This is a genomic window from Niallia sp. FSL K6-0212 (assembly GCF_038007605.1).
Classification (GTDB): domain Bacteria; phylum Bacillota; class Bacilli; order Bacillales; family Cytobacillaceae; genus Niallia; species Niallia circulans.
In genome coordinates, this window is record NZ_JBBOXL010000001.1 from 2,922,558 (window position 1) to 2,945,417 (window position 22,860).

A 22,860-nucleotide genomic window follows, 5' to 3' on the forward strand; every position below is an offset into this window, starting at 1 on the left:
ATATGATTAGAATGTATCTTGAGTCAATGGTTATTTACATATTGATTGGAGCACCGATTTATCTGATAAGTCGATATTTATCTGTTAAATATAAAACACAACCAATAGTTTGGATGAAAGAAACTCTCCTCTTCCTGTTTGTGATGTTCTGCATAGGGGTAGCATCCCAGACTATTATTCCCCATTGGTATATAACAGTTGAGGAAGGTAAGCAGCAACTTTATATTCAATGGTCTGAGGGACTAAGAAGCATTAATCTTATCCCTTTTGCCACGATTATTTCTTATTTTGCCCTAGAAAATGATCAAGTAAGTAATTGGAATGAAGTGTCACTGCTCAATCTATTAGGGAATATTCTTATTTTTGTCCCTTTTGGTATTTTTCTCCCATTATTATGGAAAGCATTTAGAACGTTTTCCTCCATATTTTGGATAGCTATCTGTATTCCTCTTTTGATAGAAATAATTCAATTATTTATAGGGAGAAGTACGGATATTGATGATGTTATATTAAATGCCGTAGGAATTATGTTTGGGTTCGGTCTTTATAAGATGTTCCAGAATCTTTTTCATATAGGGAAAGATTCTGGCATTAGAAGGAATAGTAAATAATGCAGCTGGCAATAGGCTAACTTTATGTCAGCCTATTTAAGAACTCTTTAGCTACCTTAGAAATACCTTTATCTATTGGATAAATATATCCGAAGTAATAGGAATTTATTATGGTATCAACGAAAGGCAGAGTTACATAGCTATCATTGTTTGCTAACCCAGTTATTGTTTTAAATGCATAATCATAGCCAATGTTAATGGCCGTATTTCTTTCTAAGGCATACCGAATAGTTTCCACATTGTTGGTTGTAAATAATATTTCCATGTCATCATCGACAATATCTAAGTTTTGCACGAATTCTAAAATAGAATGATCATTATACAAAATAATAGGCTGGTTTATTAACATTTCCTCTGTAATATTTTCATTGTTTGCTAAAGGAGAGTCTTTATTTACTGCTACAACCATGCATCCATCATATAGTTTATGGAAATGCAAGCTGCTGTTTTTCTTGATATCCTCCTCGGTATAAATAATGAAACCAATATCTATTTCCTCTTTTTTTACTTTTTCAATTATATGCTGTGAGTTATCTTCCTCAATAGATGCCTTTATGTAAGGGAACTCTTTTTTGTATAAAGTAATTTGATCAGCTAATAAATCCAGCGGTCCAGGAAAGGTGGCAATTTTTAACTCACCTTTTAGGATATGGGCAAAGCTTTCAGCTTCGTCTAAAAACTCTTGGAATTTCTCTAGTACACCAGTAGCTTTTTGGATGAGTATTTTTCCTTCCTCAGTTGGATAGGTCCCCTTTCTAGAGCGATGAAAAATTTCAATGTTCAACTCTTTCTCTAGTTTTGTTACAGACTGACTAAGGGCAGGTAAAGAAATATTTAACTTAGTTGCAGCTGTCTTTAAAGAGCTGGAATGGGAGATTTCTACTATATATTTTAATTGTTCTATATTCATAAGTAGTTCCTTTCTTAAAAAGAAGAATATAGTTAAGTAATCGTTAACTATAGTTAATTATAATATAATTTTAAATTAATCATATAAGTACTATAATTAAATTGTTTCTGAAACTTAAGTTTTTTAAGGCCTTAAATAACAAGTTGCTCAAAATAAAAGGATACGGCTATAAACCTATTAAGGTCAAAGGGGATGTTTGTTAAAAATGAAAGCATTAAGATGGCATAACCAAAAAGATATTCGCTTAGAAAATATAGAAGAACCGCAAGTAGCACCAGGAAAGGTAAAACTTAAAGTAAAGTGGTGTGGAATTTGCGGGAGTGATTTACACGAATATTTAGGAGGTCCTATCTTTATACCTGTGGATCAGCCACATCCTTTAACAAATGAAGTGGCTCCTGTAACATTAGGACATGAATTTTCTGGAGAAATAGTAGAAATTGGAGCAGGCGTAACCGACTATCAAGTGGGAGATCGTGTGGTGGTGGAACCTATTTTTGCTACACATGGTCACCAAGGCGCTTATAACTTAGATGAGAATATGGGATTTCTTGGTTTAGCAGGAGGCGGAGGAGGTTTCTCTGAATATGTTTCTGTTGATACAGAATTACTGCATAAATTGCCGGATGAGTTATCCTATGAGCAAGGCGCATTAGTAGAACCTTCTGCTGTTGCTTTATACGCAGTAAGATCAAGTAAAATACAGGCAGGGGATACGGCAGCAGTTTTTGGCTGTGGTCCAATTGGATTGTTAGTAATAGAAGCTTTAAAAGCAGCAGGGGCGACAGATATTTATGCAGTTGAGCTTTCTCCTGAACGCCAGGCAAAAGCAGAAGAACTTGGTGCAATCGTTGTAAATCCAGCTAATTATGAAGATGTTGTTGCAGAACTTGTTCGCCGCACAAATGGTGGAGTAGATGTCTCCTTTGAAGTAACTGGCGTTCCAGTAGTTCTAAGACAAGCCATTCAATCCACTACTATTTCTGGTGAAACTGTTATTGTAAGTATTTGGGAAAAAGGAGCGGAAATTCTTCCTAATGATATCGTTATTAAAGAACGTACTATTAAGGGAATTATTGGTTATCGAGATGTATTTCCAAGTGTGTTGAATTTAATGCGAAAAGGCTACTTTTCCGCAGACAAATTGGTGACTAAAAAGATTAAATTAGATGAAGTGATCGAGGAAGGTTTCCAATCACTGATTTCTGAAAAAAATCAAGTAAAGATTTTAGTAAGTGCTGAATAAACAAAGCAATGATCATAAACAAGGATGTCCATTAAAGGAACATCCTTGTTTTTTTATACAAAAACAGCCAGCGATTGACGCTGACTGTAAGTAAGTTTATTCAACTGCTTCTTTCATTTTCGCTGGACTAGTTTGTTGCTCTGTATCTTTTGGCGGAACAGCCCGCTTTACAAATGCTGCAAGAACAAGTGCTACAATGACAATTCCGACAGAAATAAGGAAAGCATCATTAATTCCTTCCAGCATTGCCTGCATTCCCAGCTGTTCCTTCATAGTGGCAATTGCTTCAGGAGTTGGCTGAGTGGTTGTATTACTCATTTGCTGCATTGCATTAGCTGCTAGTTCCTCACCATGTGTTTTGGTACGTTGTGACATGATTGTAATCATAACTGCAGAACCAATCGCCCCAGAAACTTGAGACAATGTATTATTTAAAGCTGTCCCATGAGGATTCATTCGAGATGGTAATTCATTTAAACCATTCGTCATAATCGGCATCATAACCATGGACATACCAAACATACGCAAGGAATAGATAAGAACAAGTGTAGTTGTCGTAGTGGTCATGGATAATTGACTAAACATATATGTTGTAATGGCAGTCAATGTTAAACCAACTAAGGCAAGTGTTCTTGCTCCATATTTATCAAAAAGTCTTCCTGTAATAGGAGACATAATCCCCATAATAATAGCACCAGGCAATAATAAGAGACCAGAGTGGAATGGTGAAATGCCTCTCACGGTTTGAATGTACATTGGCATTAACAACATCGCAGAGAATAGTGCAATGTTTACCACAACAGTAATTACTGCTGATAAGGAGAATAACGGATACTTAAAGATTCGGAACTCTAGCATTGGAGTAGTCATTTTTAATTGACGAAGAACAAAGAAAATAAGGGCTATTGCACCAATAATCAAAGTTCCATAAACATGAATATTACTCCAGCCTTTTGTACCGGCAGAGCTGAATCCATATAGTAATCCGCCGAAACCTAAACTAGACAATATGACAGATAAAAGATCGATATGAATATCTACTTTTTCCTTTTTGTCTTTAATTTTAAAAATCGCTGATATTAACACAATAATAGCAATTGGTGAAACAACATAGAACAACATTCTCCATTCATAATGTTCAACAATATACCCTGATAATGTAGGGCCGATTGCAGGAGCAAAAGTCATGATTAGACCAAAAACACCCATAGCACTTCCACGTTTTTCAACAGGAAAGCTGGTAAGTAAGAAGTTCATTAAAACTGGCATCATAATGGATGATCCAGAAGCCTGTATCATTCTCGAAAGCAATAGTACTGGGAAAGAATGAGCCATGCCAGCCATTAATGTACCGATTGTAAATAAGGACATTGCTATTATAAACAATCTTCTTGTTGAGTATTTTTGAATTAAAAAGGCAGATGTTGGAATCATAATTCCATTTACAAGCATATATCCAGTTATTAGCCATTGGCCAACAGAAGGATCAATTTTGAAATCCGCACTAATAGATGGTAAAGCGATATTTAAAAGCGTTGAATTTAAAAATGCGACAAAGGCACCTGCCATTAAAATAACGATAATGCCATATGGCGGTTTTTTTTCATTCGATGTTGCATTTGTGTTCATTAAAACAATTCCTCCCTATGAACTTTACGTTCTTTTTATCCATTGGATCTAAGCTTAAATAATAATATACCTGTAGTATAAATAATGCAATAAAAATGTTTAGAATCCCTAAGTAAAAAATAATTACTTAATAATTCTACTTTTTTTCTTTAGCTGAAACCTTGCTATTACAATAATCTACCATTACTTTTTTATTGGGATGATTGTAAATCTGTTCTAAATGACCTAGTATATAAATTGAACCGGTAGTCTAAATTTATATTCAAGGTGGTTAAATGAATAAACGTAAAAAGCAAGTAATGGATAAAGCACATGAATTATTTATTGAAAAAGGATTTCAGCAGACATCAATCCAAGATATATTAACTGCAAGTAATATTTCAAAAGGTACATTTTATAATTACTTTTCCAGTAAAAATGAATTGTTAATTTCAATTTTTAAAAATATTTATACGGAATTGGAATGGCAAAGAAAACAATTACTAATGGGTCAAGACGAAACAGATAGCACCCTGTTTATCAAACAAATTGAAATGTTGATTCGAACAAATAACCAATATAAAATCATTTCTTTATTTGAAGAAATTCTTTTTACAAAGGATGAAGAATTAAAAAATTATATTAAAAATAGAAGAATACATGAGCTTAGCTGGATTTATAATCGATTAGTTGATGTATGTGGTGCACAAAATAAAACGTATTTATTAGATTGCTCTATCATGTTAATGGGAATGATTCATTCTAGTATTTTTGTACATTCATTAATCTATCAAGACCACGCAAATATACATCAAATTGTTCAATACTGTGTAAATCGGGTGCTTGATATGGTTAACCATTTATCTAAATCTAATGAAGTCCTTATAAAACCAGATACGCTTTATAATTGGATTGCACTTCAATCCATGAACGATGATGATGTGGGAAAGAAGGAAATTCTTTGTATGCTTTATGCGTTTAAAGCAGATTTAAAAAAAGATAAAGAATTGCTATCTAGTCAAGAGAAAATAGAACAATTGTTAACATTTATCGAAGAAGAGGTAGAGATCAAATACCCAAGATATTTTTTAATGGAAAGTACATTAATGTCCCTAATGCAAGAGGTAAAAGAGACACCATATGCTAAAACGGTCCAAAAACTTAGTGATAGTATAAAAAAGGTATATTCCAAACGGAATCAATGACAGTGTAGAAGGAAAAGTCACAGCTTAAACGTTGACTTTTCCTTGTTTTATTCTGTTATATAATTGAAATCTGATTTACTCTGCACACCCCGCCTTGTTTTTCCCCAATTTATGTCGCATGAAAAAAGTTGCTGATGCGATAATTAGGACAAATGCTAAGCTTACAAAAAAGCCGATCCGGACTTCCTTTTCAATAATGGTACCTGCGATAGCTGTGACAATAAGTAAAATCCCAAAGGAAGACTTTAGTTTATCCCATAGTTTTCCTTTAAGTATTTTAAAGGAGGAAAGGAGGATAAAAGTCCAGTTATATAATAAAAGAATCCCAGCAGCTGTTGTAATGTATTCGAATATTTTTCCGGGTAATAAAAGGGCAGCGACAACAGATGCAAAGAGCCCTATTCCTCCAAGAATAAAAGAAGGGAGAGGCAGCTCATTAAACTTTTTTAATTTTTTTTGGAAAATTTTCGGAGCGTCTCCATCTTTCGCTAAAGTTACCAATAGACTTGTTACACCGAATAACGAAGCTGTCATGGTGGAGAATCCTGCAATAATGATAGCACCATTAAAAACATGTGGGAAAAAGGTTAAGTGACAGTCCGATAACGCTGTTACGAAGGGACTTTCTTTTTCTGAAAACTGATCGAGTGGTGCTAATATTGTCGCTAATCCTAATGAGAGAACATAGATTATAACGAGAATGATAAGCATATTCGTACCTGCTTTTGGTGCATCTTTCTTATCTTTCAACTGCATTGCCATTAACCCAATAACCTCAATTCCTCCATATGCATAAAATGCAAATAGTAAAGAAATCCAAAATCCTTTGTAGCCTTTAGGAAAAAGGTCGTCTATAGATTTAGGGACAGAAACAGCACCATTGCCTCCATGAATCCAACCAAAAACAGCAGCAGCAGCTAAACCGATAAACATTATAATGGCCGCTGTCTTAATAATAGCCAAATAATTTTCGACACGATCGAATCCTTTTGTTCCTAGAAAAACAACAAATAAAGAAAGAACAGCATAAATACAAGCGAATACCCATAATGGGACTTTAGGAAACCAGAATTGAGATAACAAGGAGAGAGCGGTTAATTGGCTTCCCATGATTAGAATGTTAGAAAACCAATAATTCCAGCCACAACTAAAGCCGGCCCATGGGCCAAATGCTTTATTTGCATAATAACAAAATGACCCTTCCTGTGGATCCTCCGCAGTCATTTTTGCCAATTGATTAAAAACGATATACGTTCCAATCGCTGCTAAAATGAAGGTGAAAACAATGGAGGGGCCTGTTTCCATAATTCCAAGGCTGGAACCAAGAAAATACCCCGTTCCAATTGTACAGCCCACACCAATTAATGATAACTGCCACCATTTAAGATTTTCTGTTTTTGAATCTGCTTTTTTATTTGTCATTGTGTTCTCCTCTTTAAGTAATAATGAAGGGATTACAAAAAAGATAATGTTAATCTCTATTAGTATGGCAGCTTTTTCTGCAATTATTTGTGTAACTAATAAACATTAAAAAATAGATTGGAACTATAGCACCTATGTAATAAAAAGAAAAAATATTTACTGATGAAATAATGGTATCTCAGATAACAGGGAGATATAATTTTAGAGGAGAAAAAATGATTGGATTTGCCAATTGTTTATTTGTTTTATTATGGAATCGTACCAATATTTACAACTATTTATTGTTCCACGATATTGATTTTAGTCATGTCGTTTTCATTAGAAATTGGTCAGGACATATTTATGATTTAAGGAAGATTCCATTGTTGGCTGCTTTTTTTATGGGGGTTTATCAGCTGGATTATTAACTACTATTGTTATGGCGATTTACCGATATATGATTGGATATAAAAAATGTGATTGAAGCAATTTAAGACAAGTTGGGAAGTGATTATTTCCGAAAAGCTTTCAGAAACTCATATAAAGATATCAGGATAATGGTAAAGGAATGTCGGAAGAGGAACTTAAGAGACTCGGAACGCCTTTTTATTCAGCAAAAGCACAAGGAACGGGAATTGGGATATGGTATCTTTTAATATTATTCAACTTTGAATGGCAAAATTAAAATCAAAAACAAGGGAACGACTTGTTCTGTATTTTTTTCACTTAACCATAAAGAAGAAAGTAGGAATGGGCAGAGATTAAGACCTGCCTCTATTTTTGTTGAAAATAAGTAACGTTTACAGGGGTTTATAAGTCGTTTGGAGAAGTATAAAGGAGTAATAGATACAGTTTGTCGACATAAAGAGTTTTTAATCTGCTATGTAAACTTTCGATTATCAAGAGAGGGGGGGACAGACTAAATGAATAGTAACTTGTTTTTTTAGCATAATAGTTTATAGAGTAAAAAAAATAAGACAATTTTGATTAATAATTTTTTTTGTTGGTTTTATGGCTTTATACTCTCTTTTCGTGATAAATATCACTTTTCTTGAAAAAAACTCTGATTTTTTGTCAAACTTACATTTATTTTTGTTCAAAAAGTGGTATTATATTAAAGGAGTTTAATGATGGAGAGGTTGTACATCTTCTTTTAGTATGTAGAAAAAGAGTTTAAAAAGTTTTGTACATACCTTCATTCATTCTAACTAGAGTTGGTTAAAAATTATCTTTTGCAAATTTTTGTGCATAGAATCACAAAACATTTGTTAATAACATTTAAGCTAAGTGCTTATAGTAAAGGAGAATCAGTTATGTCAGAAACTACTGCGCAAACCAATGCTGAAAAACAACTGACTGCAACAAATCAAGATTTATTGGATCAGTTGCTAAAGCCTGAGGTACAAGAATCATTGACAACATTAATGGAACAACTACCAAAGTTAACTGAAATGATTAATGGTTTATCTAAAACTTATGATGTTGTTCAATCATTATCCCAAGATGATGTATTTAAAAACGATATTGTTGGGGCAACAACGGAAATGTTCGAACCAGTTATTCATTCTGTTAAAGGAATGGCATCCGCTGCTATCGAAGCCAAGGATCGTGCAGATGCAAGCAATGAAACAATTGGTGTATTCGGTTTAATGAAAATGTTAAAAGACCCACAAGCACAAAAGATGTTCCGTTTTTTACAGAGCTATCTTCAAATTATGTCAGAACGCAATAATAAATAATCTTTCAAGTAGTCTTCCTCAGTCAGTAATGACGTTAATAAAAGAATTTATTTATGTGAAAACTAACAGGGAAGCTTGCCAATACTTTTAAATGTAATAAGGACGGGGGATTTACTATGTCAAAACATATTGTTATTTTAGGTGCTGGATACGGTGGCCTGCTAGCAGCTTTAAATGTTCGTAAATTTTACAGTAAAGCGGAAGCTACAGTAACCGTTATTAATAAATATCCAACACATCAAATCATTACTGAATTGCATCGCTTAGCAGCAGGTAATGTTTCTGAAAAAGCTGTTGCTATGCCACTAGAAAAATTATTTAAAGGCAAAGATATCGACTTAAAAATTGCTACTGTTGATTCTTTCAATGTAGATACAAAAGAGGTTGCTTTAGGCGATGGAACTAAATTATCTTATGATGCATTAGTAGTAGCGCTAGGAAGTGTAACAGCATACTTCGGTATCCCTGGTCTTGAAGAGAACAGCATGGTTCTTAAATCTGCAGATGATGCAAACAAAATCTACAATCATGTAGAAGAGCGTATTCGTGAATATGCTAAATCAAGAAAACAAGAAGATGCTACTATATTAATTGGTGGCGGCGGACTAACAGGTGTAGAACTTGTTGGGGAACTTGCTGATATCTTACCAGGATTAACGAGAAAATATGGTGTTGATTTCCGCGATATTAAATTACTATTAGTAGAAGCAGGTCCGAAAATTCTTCCTGTTTTACCAGAAGACTTAATCGAACGTGCTACTAAGAGTTTGGAAAACCGTGGCGTTACTTTCTTAACAGGCTTACCAGTAACAAATGTATCTGGCAATGTAATTGATTTAAAAGATGGTCAACAAATTGTTGCTAATACATTTGTATGGACTGGCGGCGTACAAGGAAATCCACTTGTTGGTGTTTCTGGATTAGAAGTAAATCGTGGTCGTGCAACTGTAAATGAATTCCTACAATCTACTTCACACCCTGATGTATTTGTAGCTGGTGATAGTGCTGTTTACTTCCCAGCTGATGGGGATGGTCGTCCAGCACCACCAACAGCTCAAATTGCTTGGCAAATGGGAGAATTAATTGGATATAATCTATATGCTTACCTTGAAAATAAAGCATTAGACACCTTTAATCCAATTAACTCCGGTACACTTGCAAGTCTTGGTAGAAAAGATGGTGTAGCAATCGTTGGCGGAAGCTCGACTCCATTAAAAGGGTTACCTGCTTCCTTAATGAAAGAAGCAAGTAATATTCGTTACCTATCACATATTAAAGGGCTATTCAGCTTAGCTTACTAATAATAAAGAAGGAAAAGATGAGGACAGGGCTAATACACTGTCTCTCATCTTTTTTTATTTGTATCCACTTGAGAAAGAGATACTAATCATATTATTGCCAGCTATCCCTGTCATTTATGTCATTCCTCAATAGAATTGTAAGGATATATAGGATAAATTTCATTCTTTTTCACAAACTATTATTATCTTTGAAAAAGGTGTGATTGTCTGTTTTTCCAGATTCTCTATCATACCAATTAGTGATGGAGGAAGGAAGATATTGACGATACAAAGGGAGTAGTCTAAAAATATGAAGCGCTGTTTATTATGTATATCTATTGTATCCATCTTGTTTTTAGCTGGTTGTTGGGATCATTCGGAACTAAATCAAAATTCGATTGTAACGGGGATAGCAATGGATAAGGGGAAAGAACATAAATACAAACTTTCGATAGAGAGTACTTATGCTGCAGAATTAAATCCTAGAACTGCTCAAGGTTTGGCTCCTGCGATTGTCTACTCTATAGAAGGGGATACGGTAGGGGAGATTATCCATAAGTTTAATTCTGCAATATCAACTCATCTGGTTCTTTCTCACATGAGAATCCTTATTATCGGAGAGGATATGGCGAAAGAGGGTATTTTAAGTTTTATGGATTATTTTGATAGGGATAGAGAGATAAGAGACGACTTTAATATAGTTGTTGCAAGGGATACGGAGGCTGTAGATTTTTTACGAGTAACGAACGATTATCAAAAAGTTTCATCTTTGAAAATATTTCCCCAACTCGATCATATGTTAGAGGAATGGGGAGGAACTCCAGGTATTAAATTAAATGATTTTATCCGTACCTATTCATCATCTGGTCAAGTCCCAGTTTTGTCCGCTATGAAAATTCAAGGCGAAAAAGAAAAAGGGTGGGACCTTGATAATATTAAAACAACAGTGCCAGGGGCAATAGCAAAAATTGATTCATTGGCTATTTTTAAATATGGAAAGCTTCAAGGGTATTTGGATTTAAATGATACAAGAATGTTATTATGGATTCAAAATAAGTTGGAACAGACCTCGTTGAGTATTCCATACAATGATAGCAAATATTTTGGGTTGCGTGTTAATCATTCTAAGACAAAGATTAAAGCTAGACAAGTGAACGGCCGACCTAAATTTGATATATTTATTCAAGCTGAATCGATTCTAGATGGATCCGAAAAAGGGATAAAAGCTGCAAAAGTAAATGCGTTTGAAGATTTTGAAGACAAAACAAACCGTTATCTTGAAAAAGGATTTAATAAGTTGATAAAAAAAATGCAAAAAGAATATGTCGCTGATATATTTGGGTTGGGAGAAATATTTAGAGATCAAGATTACAAGCATTTTAAACAATATGAAGATAATTGGGATACAGGTTTTAAAGATGCGAAGATTAATGTGCATGTAAATGTAGAAATAAAGAGGAGTGGGTTCCGCAACAATAGTAATAATATAAAATAAGCAAATGGCAAACTTGTTCAGGGGGCGACTTAAGAAACGTTTCAGTTACCATTAGGATAGTTATCAATGTTCTGAAGGTAATTATTTTGTATTTTAGAAAGAGGCATTATTTAAAAAAATAGAAAATAGGATTATTATAATAAAGAGAAATAAGCAATAATTCATAATAAAGGGGAGAGTTAAAAAGTGAATATAGCTGAATTAATTACAGGGAGAAGAACAGTAAAAAAATTCAAAACGAAGGATGTAGAGGATGCTATTATTATCGAATGGCTCCAACAGGCGAAATTTGCACCAAATCATAGGATGACAGAACCATGGAGAATTCTATTTGTTGGAGAGAATACCCGAGCGGAACTAAAACATAAAACAAATTTTGGCGGGGCTTCTAAGGTTATAGCTGTTTTATCGCATAAAGGAAGAAACCAAGTCGAACGGGATGAAAATTTAGCAGCAGTATCCTGTTTTATCCAAAATTTTATGCTGCAAGCATGGGACGCAGGAGTAGGTACGTTTTGGAGTTCTGTCGGATCTTCGGCTTTAGGGAGAAATACGTTAGGAGTAAGCGAGGATTATGAAGTGGTCGGAGTTCTTGCTATTGGTTACCCAGAAGAAATTATGGAACCAAAAGCGCGCACGTCTATTGAGGAGAAAATTACCTATTTAGATTAAAACATGATCTAGTAATTTTGCAATAAGCGAAAAAAAGGCTCAAACAATCATACGAATCTGTTTGGCTTTATTTTTGGCCGGACATCTCTGTTCCGGCCTTTTTTATTTTGCTTTCAGCTAAGAAAATAGAAATAGAGAGAAATAAATTCTTCTGAAAAAATGGATAGAATCCTCTTATTGCGGAAACTTCTTTAAATATATATAATAACGTGGTGTATACCGAAAATAGGTATATTTTTTAGGAGTATGGCATTTAGGAGGACTGTAAATGAAAAAATTGCTTTTACTTGCAACCGGCGGGACAATTGCTTCAATAGAAGGAAATGAAGGACTTGTTCCTGGTTTGTCTGCAGAAGAGCTCCTTCAATATTTTAAGAATGATATTTTAGAAGTTGATGTAACTTGTGAGATCATTATGAATAGAGATAGCACTAATATGCAGCCGGAACATTGGGTTATGATGGCTGAGATCATTGCTGAGCGGTATCATGAATTTGATGGTTTTATTATTACACATGGTACGGATACATTAGCGTATACATCAGCTGCACTTTCTTATATGCTTCAAGGTCTCAAAAAGCCTGTTGTAATTACTGGATCACAGGTCCCGATTAGTTTTAAACAAACAGACGCTAAGAAAAATGTTATAGATAGTATTCGCTTTGCTAAAGAAGAGATAGGTGGAGTTTTTGTCGTTTTTGATGGACGAGTTATTATTGGTACAAGAGCAATGAAAATGCGAACAAAGAGCTATGATGCATTTGCGAGTATCAATCATCCATATGTAGCGACGATTGAAAAAGACCAAATTCACTTTTTATGGAAGCCTGATAAGCCGACAACTGAATTGCTGTTGGATACAAGCATATGCCCTGATGTCTTTTTATTAAAATTGCATCCAGGCACAAAGCCTGAGATCTTTGATTTTATTAAACAACACTATAAAGGGGTCATTATTGAAAGCTTTGGTAATGGGGGATTACCTTTTGAAGAAAGAAATCTATTGCCGAAGATTGAAGAAATGGTAGATGAAGGAATTGCTGTTGTTATCACAACTCAATGTTTGGAAGAAGGACAAGACCTCTTATTATATGAAGTAGGAAGAAAAGTGGCGCAATATAATATTATATTATCAGCAGATATGAATACAGAAGCAATAGTGGCAAAATTAATGTGGGTATTAGGAAATGAATTAACATTAAATGAAATAAAGAATCGCATGGAGAGCCAATTAGCTTATGATTTATCAGTTGATTGGGAAGGATAAAGATCCAACTACTGAGTGATGAAGCTTCCAATCTATCTTTTTGGTGATAGATTGGAAGCTTTTTTCATTCAGTTTTGCAGAAATAAGGTGTCTCAATTTTAAGTAGTCTAAGATACCTATTTTTGGTCTCTTTTATCATATCTAAATCATCGTGACTATTTATTTCTAGTGAGTAATGGTACTATTGGAATAGGTGAAACGTTTATATTTTGTGCTGTTATGAAACGTTAGACCTAGTAAAAGAGGCGATAATAAAAAAACGTGACTATAGGATTATATACTAGTAGAATAATAGATAATATCATAGGTACTAAAGAATATATAATAGGGGTTTAGAGATTAGTAGTAACAAGATGATAGATGCAAGAATAACCAAATAATGAACTAAGTAAATAGATCTAGGAGGTATGTAGTGGTGAAAAAAGTAGTTGTACCTGGAATATTTTTAGCAGCATTATCTTCTCCGCTTTTTATGGAAGAGGCTCATGCAGCTTCCGTCACGAAGTATGTAGAGGTGAATAAAGGCTCGGTATTGAATGTAAGAGTCGGTCCATCTATTAGTACAAGTGTTGTAACCACATTAAAGGCAGGAGAAAAGGTTAATGTCCTTTCGGAAACGAATGGCTGGTCAAAAGTGGAAGTGGATGGAAAGATTGGATATGTATCATCAAGTTATCTGATAACAAAGCAAGTAAGTTCCGTAAAATATGTTTCCGTTGATCCTTCTTCAACTTTAAATGTAAGAGAGTCAGCTTCGACAAAAGCAAATGTAGTAACAAAGCTAAAAAACAATACAAAAGTCGAAGTAGTTTCAGACTCCAATGGCTGGGCGAAAATTAAAGTAAATGGCATAAATGGATATGTATCATCTCAATACATAAAAGCTGTTCAATCAGAGGAAAAGAAAACAGCCAATAGTTCAAACAAGCAACAAAAAGTGACTAAATACGTTAATGTTAATACTGGTTCCAGTTTAAATTTAAGAAACAGTCCCTCCAATTCAGCTTCCATTATTGTAAAATTGGCTAAAGATGTGCCTGTAACGGTTTATTCAGAATCCAATGGCTGGTCAAAAGTAGAAGCGTATGGAAAACAAGGATATGTAGCAACACAATATCTAACAGAGAAGAAAGGAACTGCTAGTCCTGAGAAAAAAGAAGAGACAAAAACAAGTACTAGTGAAGAGGCAGCGGCGAAATATGTCAATGTGGAAAAAAACTCTTCCCTTAATGTTAGAAAGGAAGCAAGTACTCATAGTGCTATTCTAACAAAACTTTTAAGAGGAACAGAGGTAAAAGTTCTGTCGAGTGCAAATGGATGGGATAAAGTAACTGTATCTGGAAAAACAGGTTATGTAAGCAGTAGTTATTTATCGGTGACAAAAATTACAGAAACAACAACTAATAATAAAGGGACCGATAAGAACGAAGCAAAGCAGCCGGAAAAAGCACCAACCGGAAAACAAATGAAAGTGAACGTTCAGGCAGGATCTAATTTAAATGTAAGATCCACGGCATCAACAAGCGGATCGATTAAAGGGAAGCTTTCAGCAGGCACAGTAGTAACGGTATTATCAGAGAAAAACGGCTGGTCTCAAATCAAGACAAGTAAAGTAGCAGGCTATGTAAGCAGCGAATACTTAACAAGTATATCTACTCCCGATAAAGGTACAGATAAGAACGAAGCAAAGCAGCCGGAAAAAGCACCAACCGGAAAACAAATGAAAGTGAACGTTCAGGCAGGATTTAATTTAAATGTAAGATCCACGGCATCAACAAGCGGATCGATTAAAGGGAAGCTTTCAGCAGGCACAGTAGTAACGGTATTATCAGAGAAAAACGGCTGGTCTCAAATTAAGACAAGTAAAGTAGCAGGCTATGTAAGCAGCGAATACTTAACAAGTATATCTACTCCCGATAAAGAAACAGATAAGAACGAAGCGAAACAGCCGGAAGAAACGCCAACTGTAACCGAAAAAATCGTAAATGTTCAAGCAGGTTCTAGTTTGAATTTGCGATCAACACCATCAACAAGTGGCAAGATTCTTAGTAAGCTTCAAGCAGGTACTGTAGTAATTGTACAAGCAGAAGGAAATGGTTGGTCTAAAGTAAAAGTCAATAATCTAGAAGGCTATGTAAGTTCAGAGTATCTATCTAGCAAAGGCAATGGCTCAGCTAATGCAACGATTAATAAAAGTTATGTGAATTATAATCTCACACTAGAAGAAATGACAAATATTCAATTAAGTGTGAATCCACAAACAGATAAAAAATATGACACATATATTAGAGAAGATGCGATTGCTTTTAAAACAGCAGATTCAACAAAGGGTACTGTAATCGGAAATGGCTGGAGATTACGCGGAGGTGCTGGAACCGATTATTCTGTTGTCAGTACCTTGACTAGTGGCCAAGTATTAACGGTTACTTCTAAAATCAAAGGAACAGATGGTTACTACTGGTATAAAGTAAATTATTCACAATCATGGGTTACTGCTAGTAAGGAAGACACTGCTTACTATCTTAACCCAAACAATTTTATTAATAGTGATACACAATCACTGCAATTTCTAAAATTATCTGCAAAAGCAAATGTAGATGATAAAGAAGTAGATAGTAAGATTTTAGCTGGAAAAGGAATCTTAGCAGGAAAAGCTTCCTCCTTTGTAACTGCTGCTAATGCATATGGAATTAATGAGATTTATTTGATATCACATGCACTTTTAGAGACTGGAAATGGAACATCCACTTTAGCGAATGGTGTTCAGGTTAATGGTAAAACTGTGTATAACATGTATGGTATTGGTGCCTATGATGGATCAGCCGTTTCAAGCGGTGCACAATATGCTTATAATGCAGGATGGTTTACGCCAGAGGCAGCCATTATAGGTGGAGCCAAATTTATTGCCCAAGGTTATGTTAATGCAGGACAAGATACTTTATATAAAATGAGATGGAATCCTGATGCAGCTGAGAAAACTGGAAATGCAACGCATCAATATGCTTCCGATATAGGCTGGGCTACTAAACAAGTGGGCCAAATTTATAACTTATATAGTCTGTTAAGTTCCTATACTTTAAACTATGAGATTCCAATATATAAAGTAAATGCAAAATAAAACTGAACGATTTCAGTTAAAAACGGAAATAGATAGCGTGAATTTTCCATTTATATCAATTAGCAGGTAAATCATTGGTCTGGTAATAATAGTGTTTGGAAAGATTGTTTGCAATCTTTCTAAACATTATCCAGATGTTAATATACCCCAATTCGAAACTTAATTACTTTCAGAGATTAAAAGAAAGATTCTCATTGTATGGTACCTAACCAGGATTTGATTATAAGAACTGTCTTTTGCAAAAAAATCTGAGATATCTAAAATAATTTGATTTGTAAAACTTTAGGTTTCGCAAATCGAATCAGTATCCAGTAACATACTTTATTGCCTCTTTCTTATTGCAAGAGAAATACTAACATTTGCATCAATTGTTACTTTCACATATCCTCCATTCCCCTAAGTAATCGTAATAATTCATTCCATTTAAAAAATAACTGTAACAAGAAGTATATTAAACAACAGCTAATTCGGAAAAATATTTATTTGTTCTTCTAACAAATAATAGGAAAACACAAACTCCTTTTTTCCTTCTGCAATCTATCATTTTTTCTCGGTAATAGACGGGAATGAACGTTACATAGAATGAAAGTGAACGTAATACAGAACAATTTTAATACGAATATGATTGAAGAACCATATGTAGAAACTACTATCTATTCTCATGAGTTTCCAATATGAAGGTGTGTTTTACTCTTGTTCATGAATAATTTGGGATTCGAAATGAGGAAATAGATGGATCAGAAGTATTTAATAAGCAGTGTGTGGAAGCAAGTTAGGGAATTTATGATTAGTAAGGTAAATAAAAAATGAGAGAATATACCTAATGAAAGAAACACTTAACGTTAAACAGATAGAAAAACGTTAAGTGTTTTCATGGTTAAGGATTTGACAATAAAATTCAATAAATAGAAGCTGCTTTAAGCGTTTCTGAATCTATCGCTCTTGAATAGAACTATCGATAGAATAAGGAGAGAAGTCGATATCTGATTCAGAATGAAGAAGAAATTTTGCCAGCTGCTGCCCAATAAATGGTCCCATTGTTAGGCCAGATGCCCCTAAACCATTAGCGAGCGTTATTCCTTCATAATGCTTTACTCTTCCGAATACTGGAAGAAAATCGTTTGTGAATGGGCGGAAACCTACTTTTACTTCACGCCATATCCCTTCTAACAAGCCTGGTGCAAATAAGAGAGCCTTATCAATTATTTCTTTTATTCCTTCAATTGTAACATGGGGAGATAATTCTGTTGTATTTTCGTGTGTTGCCCCAATTACAATCGTATTATCTTCTAAAGTTAATAAGTACTGATCATGCGGGGGCATTACTACAGGCCAGTTGGAACATTGAATGTCTTTTAATTGGATATGAAGTATTTGCCCTTTTTGTGCTTTTACATCAAAAGCTAAGTGGAGTGGCTCAAGTAATTCATTTGCCCAAACTCCAGCTGCGATAACCACTTCATCTGCATAAATAGATGTATTGTCACTAAGTTTAACCCCTTTAATTGTATTTCCCTCTCTTAACAGGGTACAAGATGAATGGATAAAGCTTGCCCCTAATTGTTTGCTTGCCTCCATGAGGGCATTTCTTAAAGCCCATCCATTTACTCTTGCAGCACCGCTTATATGTAATGCCATATATCCAGGAGCTAATAAGGGGAATAGAGACTGTGCTTCTGAAGATGAAAGAATGTCAATATCCCCAATTTCTGGTGCATCTATTTTTCGTTTTAACGTTCTTTCCTTCATTGCTTCCAATTTAGCTATGTCTGAATGAAGGCTGAGCGCACCAACTTTTTTATAGCCTGTATTTAATGAATGATAGTTATGTAAATCATTAACAAGAGAAGGATAATATTTTGCTCCTTCCCTAGCTAATAGATACCATTTTTTATTTCTACGTTGGGAATTCCATGGGCAAATGATTCCGGCAGCTGCTTTTGTTGCTTGTCCGCGATCTTCCCTATCGATAACAATAACTTCAGCCCCGCGCTTTGCTAATTCAAACGTAGTAGCAGCGCCAAGTATTCCGCCGCCTACGACCACTATTCTTTTCATATAATAATCAATTCCTTTTTAGTTAGTTTCAAGCTGGTTTCAAATGATTTTCTATTTAAGCACAAGTTGGAGCAGATAGAAACTTTTTCTATCTACTATTTCATCAAAAGATAAATTGGATAGATTAATTCCTGATTTAAGACAAAATAATGTCCTTTTAAAAAGCGCAATAATTTTGTAGAAACGCAGCTAAAATAAACAGCTATTACTAATATAACATAGTGCATATATAGATTGAATTCACCATTTTGAAAGCGTTTATCCCATATTATTAGAATTTTATTTAAATAAAAAAGATAATTAGTCTGTAGTCGGTAATGTGGTGCTTATTGTTTGGAAACGGAGAGAAGAGCGAGAAATGTTAGAAAATGTCGATATAATGCGATGGAATACTACTATTAAGAACGACTTAGTTACAGTATGTTAATTATTAAATCTGCATTTTGACAGGAATTTAATGGAAGAGAATAGGAAATAAGTTTGGAAAAAATGTGAACAAAGGCAGAAAAAAAGCCATTTGAAACACAATTGTAATATTCCTATTACTTAAATGACAAATTATGATGTTATACTTCTATTTGTGGCGAAAGATGTTTTATATAAAGAACTTTCGTCGAAAGCAGGATTATCGTTTGATTTATAGAAGAGAGAATACTATATTAAAAGAGTCTCTCTACCAATTACAACCATAAACATATAGACAATACATAGACAATTAGATTATAAGAATTCTACATTAGATAAGTGCAGGGGGAAAATGGAAATGTTAAAAAAGAAACTAGTGGTACTAAATACAACTATATTACTTGGATTAGGGACTAGCTTAGCCATACCAGGAATAAATGCTCATGCGAATCAATCACCTAGCATTGTTCAACAAAAGGAATCTTTACAAGGCCAAATTTCAGACGCACAAATTAAGATCGTAGAAGCACAAGAAGAATTAAAGAAATTAGAAGCACAAATTAAAAGAGTAGATAAGGCAATTGAGGAAAATAAAGCACTTATTGAAGAAACAAAGACAAAGATGGAAACAACAGAAAAAGAAATTGCCTCCCTTGAGAAAAAGATAAAAGAATTAGAAGATAGAATTGAAAAAAGAAATGATGTATTAAAAGAAAGAGCACGTACCTTCCAAGAAAATGGAGGAAGCGTTGATTATATTGAAGTTTTATTCGGTGCTGCTAGCTTTAAGGAGTTTGTTGACCGTGTAGGTGCTGTAGCTACAATCATGGAAGCAGATCAAGATTTAATTGCTAGCAATGAAGCGGATAAAAAAGATTTAGAAACGAAGCAAAACGAAGTAAAAGAAAAGTATGATGAATTGAAAAATACAAAATTAGATCTTGAAGAAATGCAAAAGCAAAATCAAGATAAACAGAAGAAAAATGAGCAAGCAAAAAAAGATTTGAAAGCAAAAGAAGCAGACAATAAAGAACGTAAAGCTGAATTGGAAGAAAAGTATGGCTCATTACAATCTGTAGAACCACAAATTAAAAAGATGATTCAACAAAAAGAACAAGATAACTTAAATCAATTAGTTGCTACAACAGTTGGAACTAGTGATAATGGAAGTTCTAATAATTCTTCTTCCGCAAGTTCTGATAAATCTACATCAGGTTCTAACAAATCAACAAATGGTCCAAAGAAAACGGTAAAAGCTAGTGGAAGTAAATCAAAAGCTATTACAGCAGGATATAAATATATTGGTAATTCTACTTATAAATTTGGTGGAGGAAGAACAGCATCAGATGTAGCAAATGGATTATTTGATTGCTCTGGTTTTGTTAGCTGGGCTTATTCACAGGCTGGATACAGTATTCCTGCAAGCACAGATGCTTTGAAAAACGCTGGGACTCGCGTATCTACAAGTGATATGCAGCCAGGAGATCTAGTATTCTTTAACACATATAAAACGGATGGTCATGTCGGAATTTACATTGGTGGAGGCAAGTTCATCGGTTCTCAAAGCTCTACTGGTGTTGCAATTGCATCTATGGACAGTGGATATTGGAAATCTGTATTTAATGGTAGAGTTGTTCGATTCTAATAGATTGATTTTTTATAAAGCATTACTTGATGAAATTTTTCATCAAGTAATGCTTTTTATTCTGATTTATTTATATTTAATATATACCCCAGTATTTAAAAGTTATGCATCATTTCCTATTTTTATTACAGTATCAGTACGATAATCATAATAAGTTGACCACTATTGGCATCGCTATATTAATGGAGAAGCAGGTATATAAGAAGTAATTCTTGACCAATACAAAATTTTATTATAAAATTTTTAATCGGAATCGTTTTGATTTATGTTGACACTTAACAAGGAAAAGTCTATTATTAAGTGTCATGTATTATAGAAGGAAAGAAATGATAAATATTTATCTGGTGATTAAGTCATAACTTTATATTCGAACAAATAATGTTAATTTTTAAATCGTAATGAGTACGAAATTGACTACTTTTGTACGTACCCGTTTCGAGAATGAAATAAATGAAGAATAGATTGCCGCAAATCGTAAAAATTATTAAAGTTAGATAAATGAAGCAATAACAAGCAAAGACTTCGATAAAAAGTCGTTTCCTTATTTTTATTCAATACAAAGCACTAACATAACTTACTTATAACACAGTTTAAAGAGGAGCGGTTATAGAGGCGTTAGGGATAAGGAAGATAAATAAATGGAGAGGAGTAATTACTATATGAAACTAGCGACAGTATCAAAAATTACATTTGGATATGAACATGTTCCTGCACTTGAAGATGTATCATTTGAATTAGAATATGGAGAGTTTGTTGGGATTACAGGCCCTAATGGCGCAAGTAAATCTACCTTATTAAAGTTATTATTGGGGCTACTTAAGCCATGGTCAGGGGAAGTGAATATAAGTAAGTTAAATGCGAGTGGAAAAAAATTAACTGTAGGTTACGTTCCCCAACAAATTTCTTCTTTTAACGTTGGCTTCCCAAGCACCGTCATAGAACTTGTTCGATCAGGCAGATATCAACGTAAAAAATGGTATGAAAGATTAAAGGAAGTAGATCATGAAGCAGTGAAGAAATCATTAGAAATGGTTGGAATGTGGGATTACCGTAATAAGAAAATCGGTGAGTTATCTGGAGGGCAAAAGCAAAAGATTGTAATTGCACGTATTCTAGCATCTGAACCTGACTTGCTAGTTTTAGATGAACCGACCACAGGAATGGATGCAGATAGCAGGAAAGGCTTTTATGAATTTATGAAGCATCAAGTAAATGAACATAATAGAACAGTTGTCATGGTAACACATGATCAAGATGAGGTAGAGGATTATTTAGATAAAATTATTCATATTGAGAAAGGAGAAAAAGGCGGATGGAGATGTTTGAGCTTGAATTCATGCAAAGAGCATTTTGGGCAGGTGGGCTCATTGCAATAATTGCACCAATCATTGGAATTTATTTAGTCCTGCGAAGACAAGCGTTGATGGCAGATACATTGTCACATATATCATTAGCGGGAGTGGCAATTGGTTTTTTCTTTCAAACGAATGTAACAATTTCTAGTCTTCTCGTTGTAATTGCTGGAGCAATTGGAATTGAATATATGCGACGAGCATACCATACTTATTCAGAAGTATCGATTGCTATTCTTATGGCTGCTGGATTATCGTTCGCTTTATTTCTCATGAGTTTATCTAGTGGCGGAATGACGACAAGCATGGATCAGTATTTATTCGGAAGTATTATTACGATTAGTAAACAACAAGTGATTGTATTAGCAATTGTGACTGGAATTATTCTTCTATTTTTTGTTTTCTTTACGAGAAAGATGTATATTATGACTTTTGATCAAGATACGGCAACAACTAGCGGTATTAATACCAATATGTTATCCATCGCATTTAGTATTTTAACTGGTATTGCTATTTCAGTAATTATCCCAACAATTGGCGTGCTATTGGTTTCTGCCTTGTTAGTATTGCCATCTGCCTTTTCCATCAAATTAGTAAAAGGTTTTAAATGGGTATTTATCGTGGCTATTTTAGTAGCGGCTGTTAGTATCTTTACTGGATTGTTTTCATCTTATCATTTAGGAACGCCTCCTGGTGCAACCATTACTCTATTATTAGTAGTTATTTTACTAGTAGGGTTTTTAAGCCAAAGGATTTATATGATGGTTCGCCGTGCGTCAAGTCAGAAGAATTATAAAAAAGTAGGATGATAAAAAGAGGAGTGCTTTTTAAGTAAACTCCTCTTTTTA

At 34.1% G+C, this 22,860-nt stretch carries 17 protein-coding genes; 13 read left to right on the top strand and 4 right to left on the bottom strand.

Translation table 11 applies throughout. From position 1 onward, the window contains the following. Positions 1-2 precede the first annotated feature (2 nt). Complete coding sequence (locus MHH96_RS13760) at positions 3-611, top strand: VanZ family protein (protein ID WP_047942910.1); 609 nt, start codon at positions 3-5, stop codon at positions 609-611. Positions 612-633: 22 nt separating this feature from the next. On the opposite strand, the gene MHH96_RS13765 is transcribed toward MHH96_RS13760, so the two are convergent. Then, positions 634-1,521, bottom strand: a complete 888-nt coding sequence (locus MHH96_RS13765; RefSeq protein WP_047942911.1) for a LysR family transcriptional regulator — start codon at positions 1,519-1,521, stop codon at positions 634-636. Between the two features lie 205 nt (positions 1,522-1,726). On the opposite strand from MHH96_RS13765, the gene MHH96_RS13770 reads away from it, so the two are divergent. Continuing rightward, positions 1,727-2,767, top strand: coding sequence for a 2,3-butanediol dehydrogenase (locus tag MHH96_RS13770; protein ID WP_047942912.1), 1,041 nt, complete (start codon positions 1,727-1,729; stop codon positions 2,765-2,767). 96 nt (positions 2,768-2,863) lie between these two features. Here MHH96_RS13770 and MHH96_RS13775 read toward each other — a convergent pair whose 3' ends face one another. Next, positions 2,864-4,396 (bottom strand): DHA2 family efflux MFS transporter permease subunit, encoded by a 1,533-nt coding sequence (locus tag MHH96_RS13775; protein WP_047942913.1) that lies wholly within the window; start codon positions 4,394-4,396, stop codon positions 2,864-2,866. Positions 4,397-4,671: 275 nt separating this feature from the next. Between MHH96_RS13775 and MHH96_RS13780 the strand changes: the two genes are divergently transcribed. After that, the gene (locus MHH96_RS13780; protein WP_047942914.1) at positions 4,672-5,580 is read left to right on the top strand and encodes a TetR/AcrR family transcriptional regulator; all 909 of its coding nucleotides are present in this window, start codon (positions 4,672-4,674) and stop codon (positions 5,578-5,580) included. Positions 5,581-5,655: 75 nt separating this feature from the next. Here MHH96_RS13780 and MHH96_RS13785 read toward each other — a convergent pair whose 3' ends face one another. Further along, on the bottom strand, positions 5,656-7,002 hold the full coding sequence (locus tag MHH96_RS13785; RefSeq protein WP_341117586.1) for an amino acid permease: 1,347 nt from the start codon (positions 7,000-7,002) through the stop codon (positions 5,656-5,658). A gap of 215 nt (positions 7,003-7,217) precedes the next feature. Here MHH96_RS13785 and MHH96_RS13790 point away from each other — a divergent pair, with 215 nt between their 5' ends. The 7 genes from MHH96_RS13790 to MHH96_RS13820 all read left to right on the top strand — a co-directional run bounded on the left by MHH96_RS13790 (position 7,218) and on the right by MHH96_RS13820 (position 16,552). After that, on the top strand, positions 7,218-7,409 hold the full coding sequence (locus MHH96_RS13790; RefSeq protein WP_095319892.1) for a hypothetical protein: 192 nt from the start codon (positions 7,218-7,220) through the stop codon (positions 7,407-7,409). Between the two features lie 885 nt (positions 7,410-8,294). After that, complete coding sequence (locus tag MHH96_RS13795; RefSeq protein ID WP_047942916.1) at positions 8,295-8,720, top strand: DUF1641 domain-containing protein; 426 nt, start codon at positions 8,295-8,297, stop codon at positions 8,718-8,720. A gap of 116 nt (positions 8,721-8,836) precedes the next feature. Continuing rightward, on the top strand, positions 8,837-10,021 hold the full coding sequence (locus tag MHH96_RS13800; RefSeq protein WP_047942917.1) for an NAD(P)/FAD-dependent oxidoreductase: 1,185 nt from the start codon (positions 8,837-8,839) through the stop codon (positions 10,019-10,021). Positions 10,022-10,310: 289 nt separating this feature from the next. Next, positions 10,311-11,495: a Ger(x)C family spore germination protein gene (locus MHH96_RS13805; RefSeq protein ID WP_144544150.1), complete on the top strand. Its 1,185-nt coding sequence runs from the start codon at positions 10,311-10,313 to the stop codon at positions 11,493-11,495. 186 nt (positions 11,496-11,681) lie between these two features. Further along, complete coding sequence (locus tag MHH96_RS13810; protein ID WP_095321836.1) at positions 11,682-12,167, top strand: nitroreductase family protein; 486 nt, start codon at positions 11,682-11,684, stop codon at positions 12,165-12,167. Between the two features lie 268 nt (positions 12,168-12,435). Then, positions 12,436-13,434, top strand: coding sequence for an asparaginase (locus tag MHH96_RS13815; protein ID WP_047942920.1), 999 nt, complete (start codon positions 12,436-12,438; stop codon positions 13,432-13,434). Positions 13,435-13,846: 412 nt separating this feature from the next. Continuing rightward, complete coding sequence (locus MHH96_RS13820) at positions 13,847-16,552, top strand: SH3 domain-containing protein (RefSeq protein WP_341117588.1); 2,706 nt, start codon at positions 13,847-13,849, stop codon at positions 16,550-16,552. A gap of 933 nt (positions 16,553-17,485) precedes the next feature. On the opposite strand, the gene MHH96_RS13825 is transcribed toward MHH96_RS13820, so the two are convergent. Next, positions 17,486-18,610: an NAD(P)/FAD-dependent oxidoreductase gene (locus MHH96_RS13825; RefSeq protein ID WP_047942921.1), complete on the bottom strand. Its 1,125-nt coding sequence runs from the start codon at positions 18,608-18,610 to the stop codon at positions 17,486-17,488. 763 nt (positions 18,611-19,373) lie between these two features. Here MHH96_RS13825 and MHH96_RS13830 point away from each other — a divergent pair. The 3 genes from MHH96_RS13830 (at position 19,374) to MHH96_RS13840 (ending at position 22,821) form a co-directional block, all read left to right on the top strand. Next, entirely contained in the window at positions 19,374-20,660 is a 1,287-nt protein-coding gene (locus MHH96_RS13830; RefSeq protein WP_047942922.1) for a C40 family peptidase, read from the top strand. Between the two features lie 659 nt (positions 20,661-21,319). After that, complete coding sequence (locus MHH96_RS13835) at positions 21,320-22,036, top strand: metal ABC transporter ATP-binding protein (RefSeq protein ID WP_047942923.1); 717 nt, start codon at positions 21,320-21,322, stop codon at positions 22,034-22,036. Next, a complete protein-coding gene (locus tag MHH96_RS13840) occupies positions 21,973-22,821 on the top strand; it encodes an iron chelate uptake ABC transporter family permease subunit (RefSeq protein ID WP_047942924.1) in 849 nt (282 codons plus the stop codon). The genes MHH96_RS13835 and MHH96_RS13840 overlap by 64 nt, the downstream gene beginning before the upstream one ends. Positions 22,822-22,860: the final 39 nt, after the last annotated feature.

What these genes read in the sequence shown, in the direction of transcription:
- MHH96_RS13760 (WP_047942910.1), top strand. Translation starts at nt 3, where the DNA reads ATGATTAGAATGTATCTTGAGTCAATGGTTATTTACATATTGATTGGA.
- MHH96_RS13765 (WP_047942911.1), bottom strand. Translation starts at nt 1,521, where the DNA reads ATGAATATAGAACAATTAAAATATATAGTAGAAATCTCCCATTCCAGC.
- MHH96_RS13770 (WP_047942912.1), top strand. Translation starts at nt 1,727, where the DNA reads ATGAAAGCATTAAGATGGCATAACCAAAAAGATATTCGCTTAGAAAAT.
- MHH96_RS13775 (WP_047942913.1), bottom strand. Translation starts at nt 4,396, where the DNA reads ATGAACACAAATGCAACATCGAATGAAAAAAAACCGCCATATGGCATT.
- MHH96_RS13780 (WP_047942914.1), top strand. Translation starts at nt 4,672, where the DNA reads ATGAATAAACGTAAAAAGCAAGTAATGGATAAAGCACATGAATTATTT.
- MHH96_RS13785 (WP_341117586.1), bottom strand. Translation starts at nt 7,002, where the DNA reads ATGACAAATAAAAAAGCAGATTCAAAAACAGAAAATCTTAAATGGTGG.
- MHH96_RS13790 (WP_095319892.1), top strand. Translation starts at nt 7,218, where the DNA reads ATGATTGGATTTGCCAATTGTTTATTTGTTTTATTATGGAATCGTACC.
- MHH96_RS13795 (WP_047942916.1), top strand. Translation starts at nt 8,295, where the DNA reads ATGTCAGAAACTACTGCGCAAACCAATGCTGAAAAACAACTGACTGCA.
- MHH96_RS13800 (WP_047942917.1), top strand. Translation starts at nt 8,837, where the DNA reads ATGTCAAAACATATTGTTATTTTAGGTGCTGGATACGGTGGCCTGCTA.
- MHH96_RS13805 (WP_144544150.1), top strand. Translation starts at nt 10,311, where the DNA reads ATGAAGCGCTGTTTATTATGTATATCTATTGTATCCATCTTGTTTTTA.
- MHH96_RS13815 (WP_047942920.1), top strand. Translation starts at nt 12,436, where the DNA reads ATGAAAAAATTGCTTTTACTTGCAACCGGCGGGACAATTGCTTCAATA.
- MHH96_RS13825 (WP_047942921.1), bottom strand. Translation starts at nt 18,610, where the DNA reads ATGAAAAGAATAGTGGTCGTAGGCGGCGGAATACTTGGCGCTGCTACT.
- MHH96_RS13830 (WP_047942922.1), top strand. Translation starts at nt 19,374, where the DNA reads ATGTTAAAAAAGAAACTAGTGGTACTAAATACAACTATATTACTTGGA.
- MHH96_RS13835 (WP_047942923.1), top strand. Translation starts at nt 21,320, where the DNA reads ATGAAACTAGCGACAGTATCAAAAATTACATTTGGATATGAACATGTT.
- MHH96_RS13840 (WP_047942924.1), top strand. Translation starts at nt 21,973, where the DNA reads ATGGAGATGTTTGAGCTTGAATTCATGCAAAGAGCATTTTGGGCAGGT.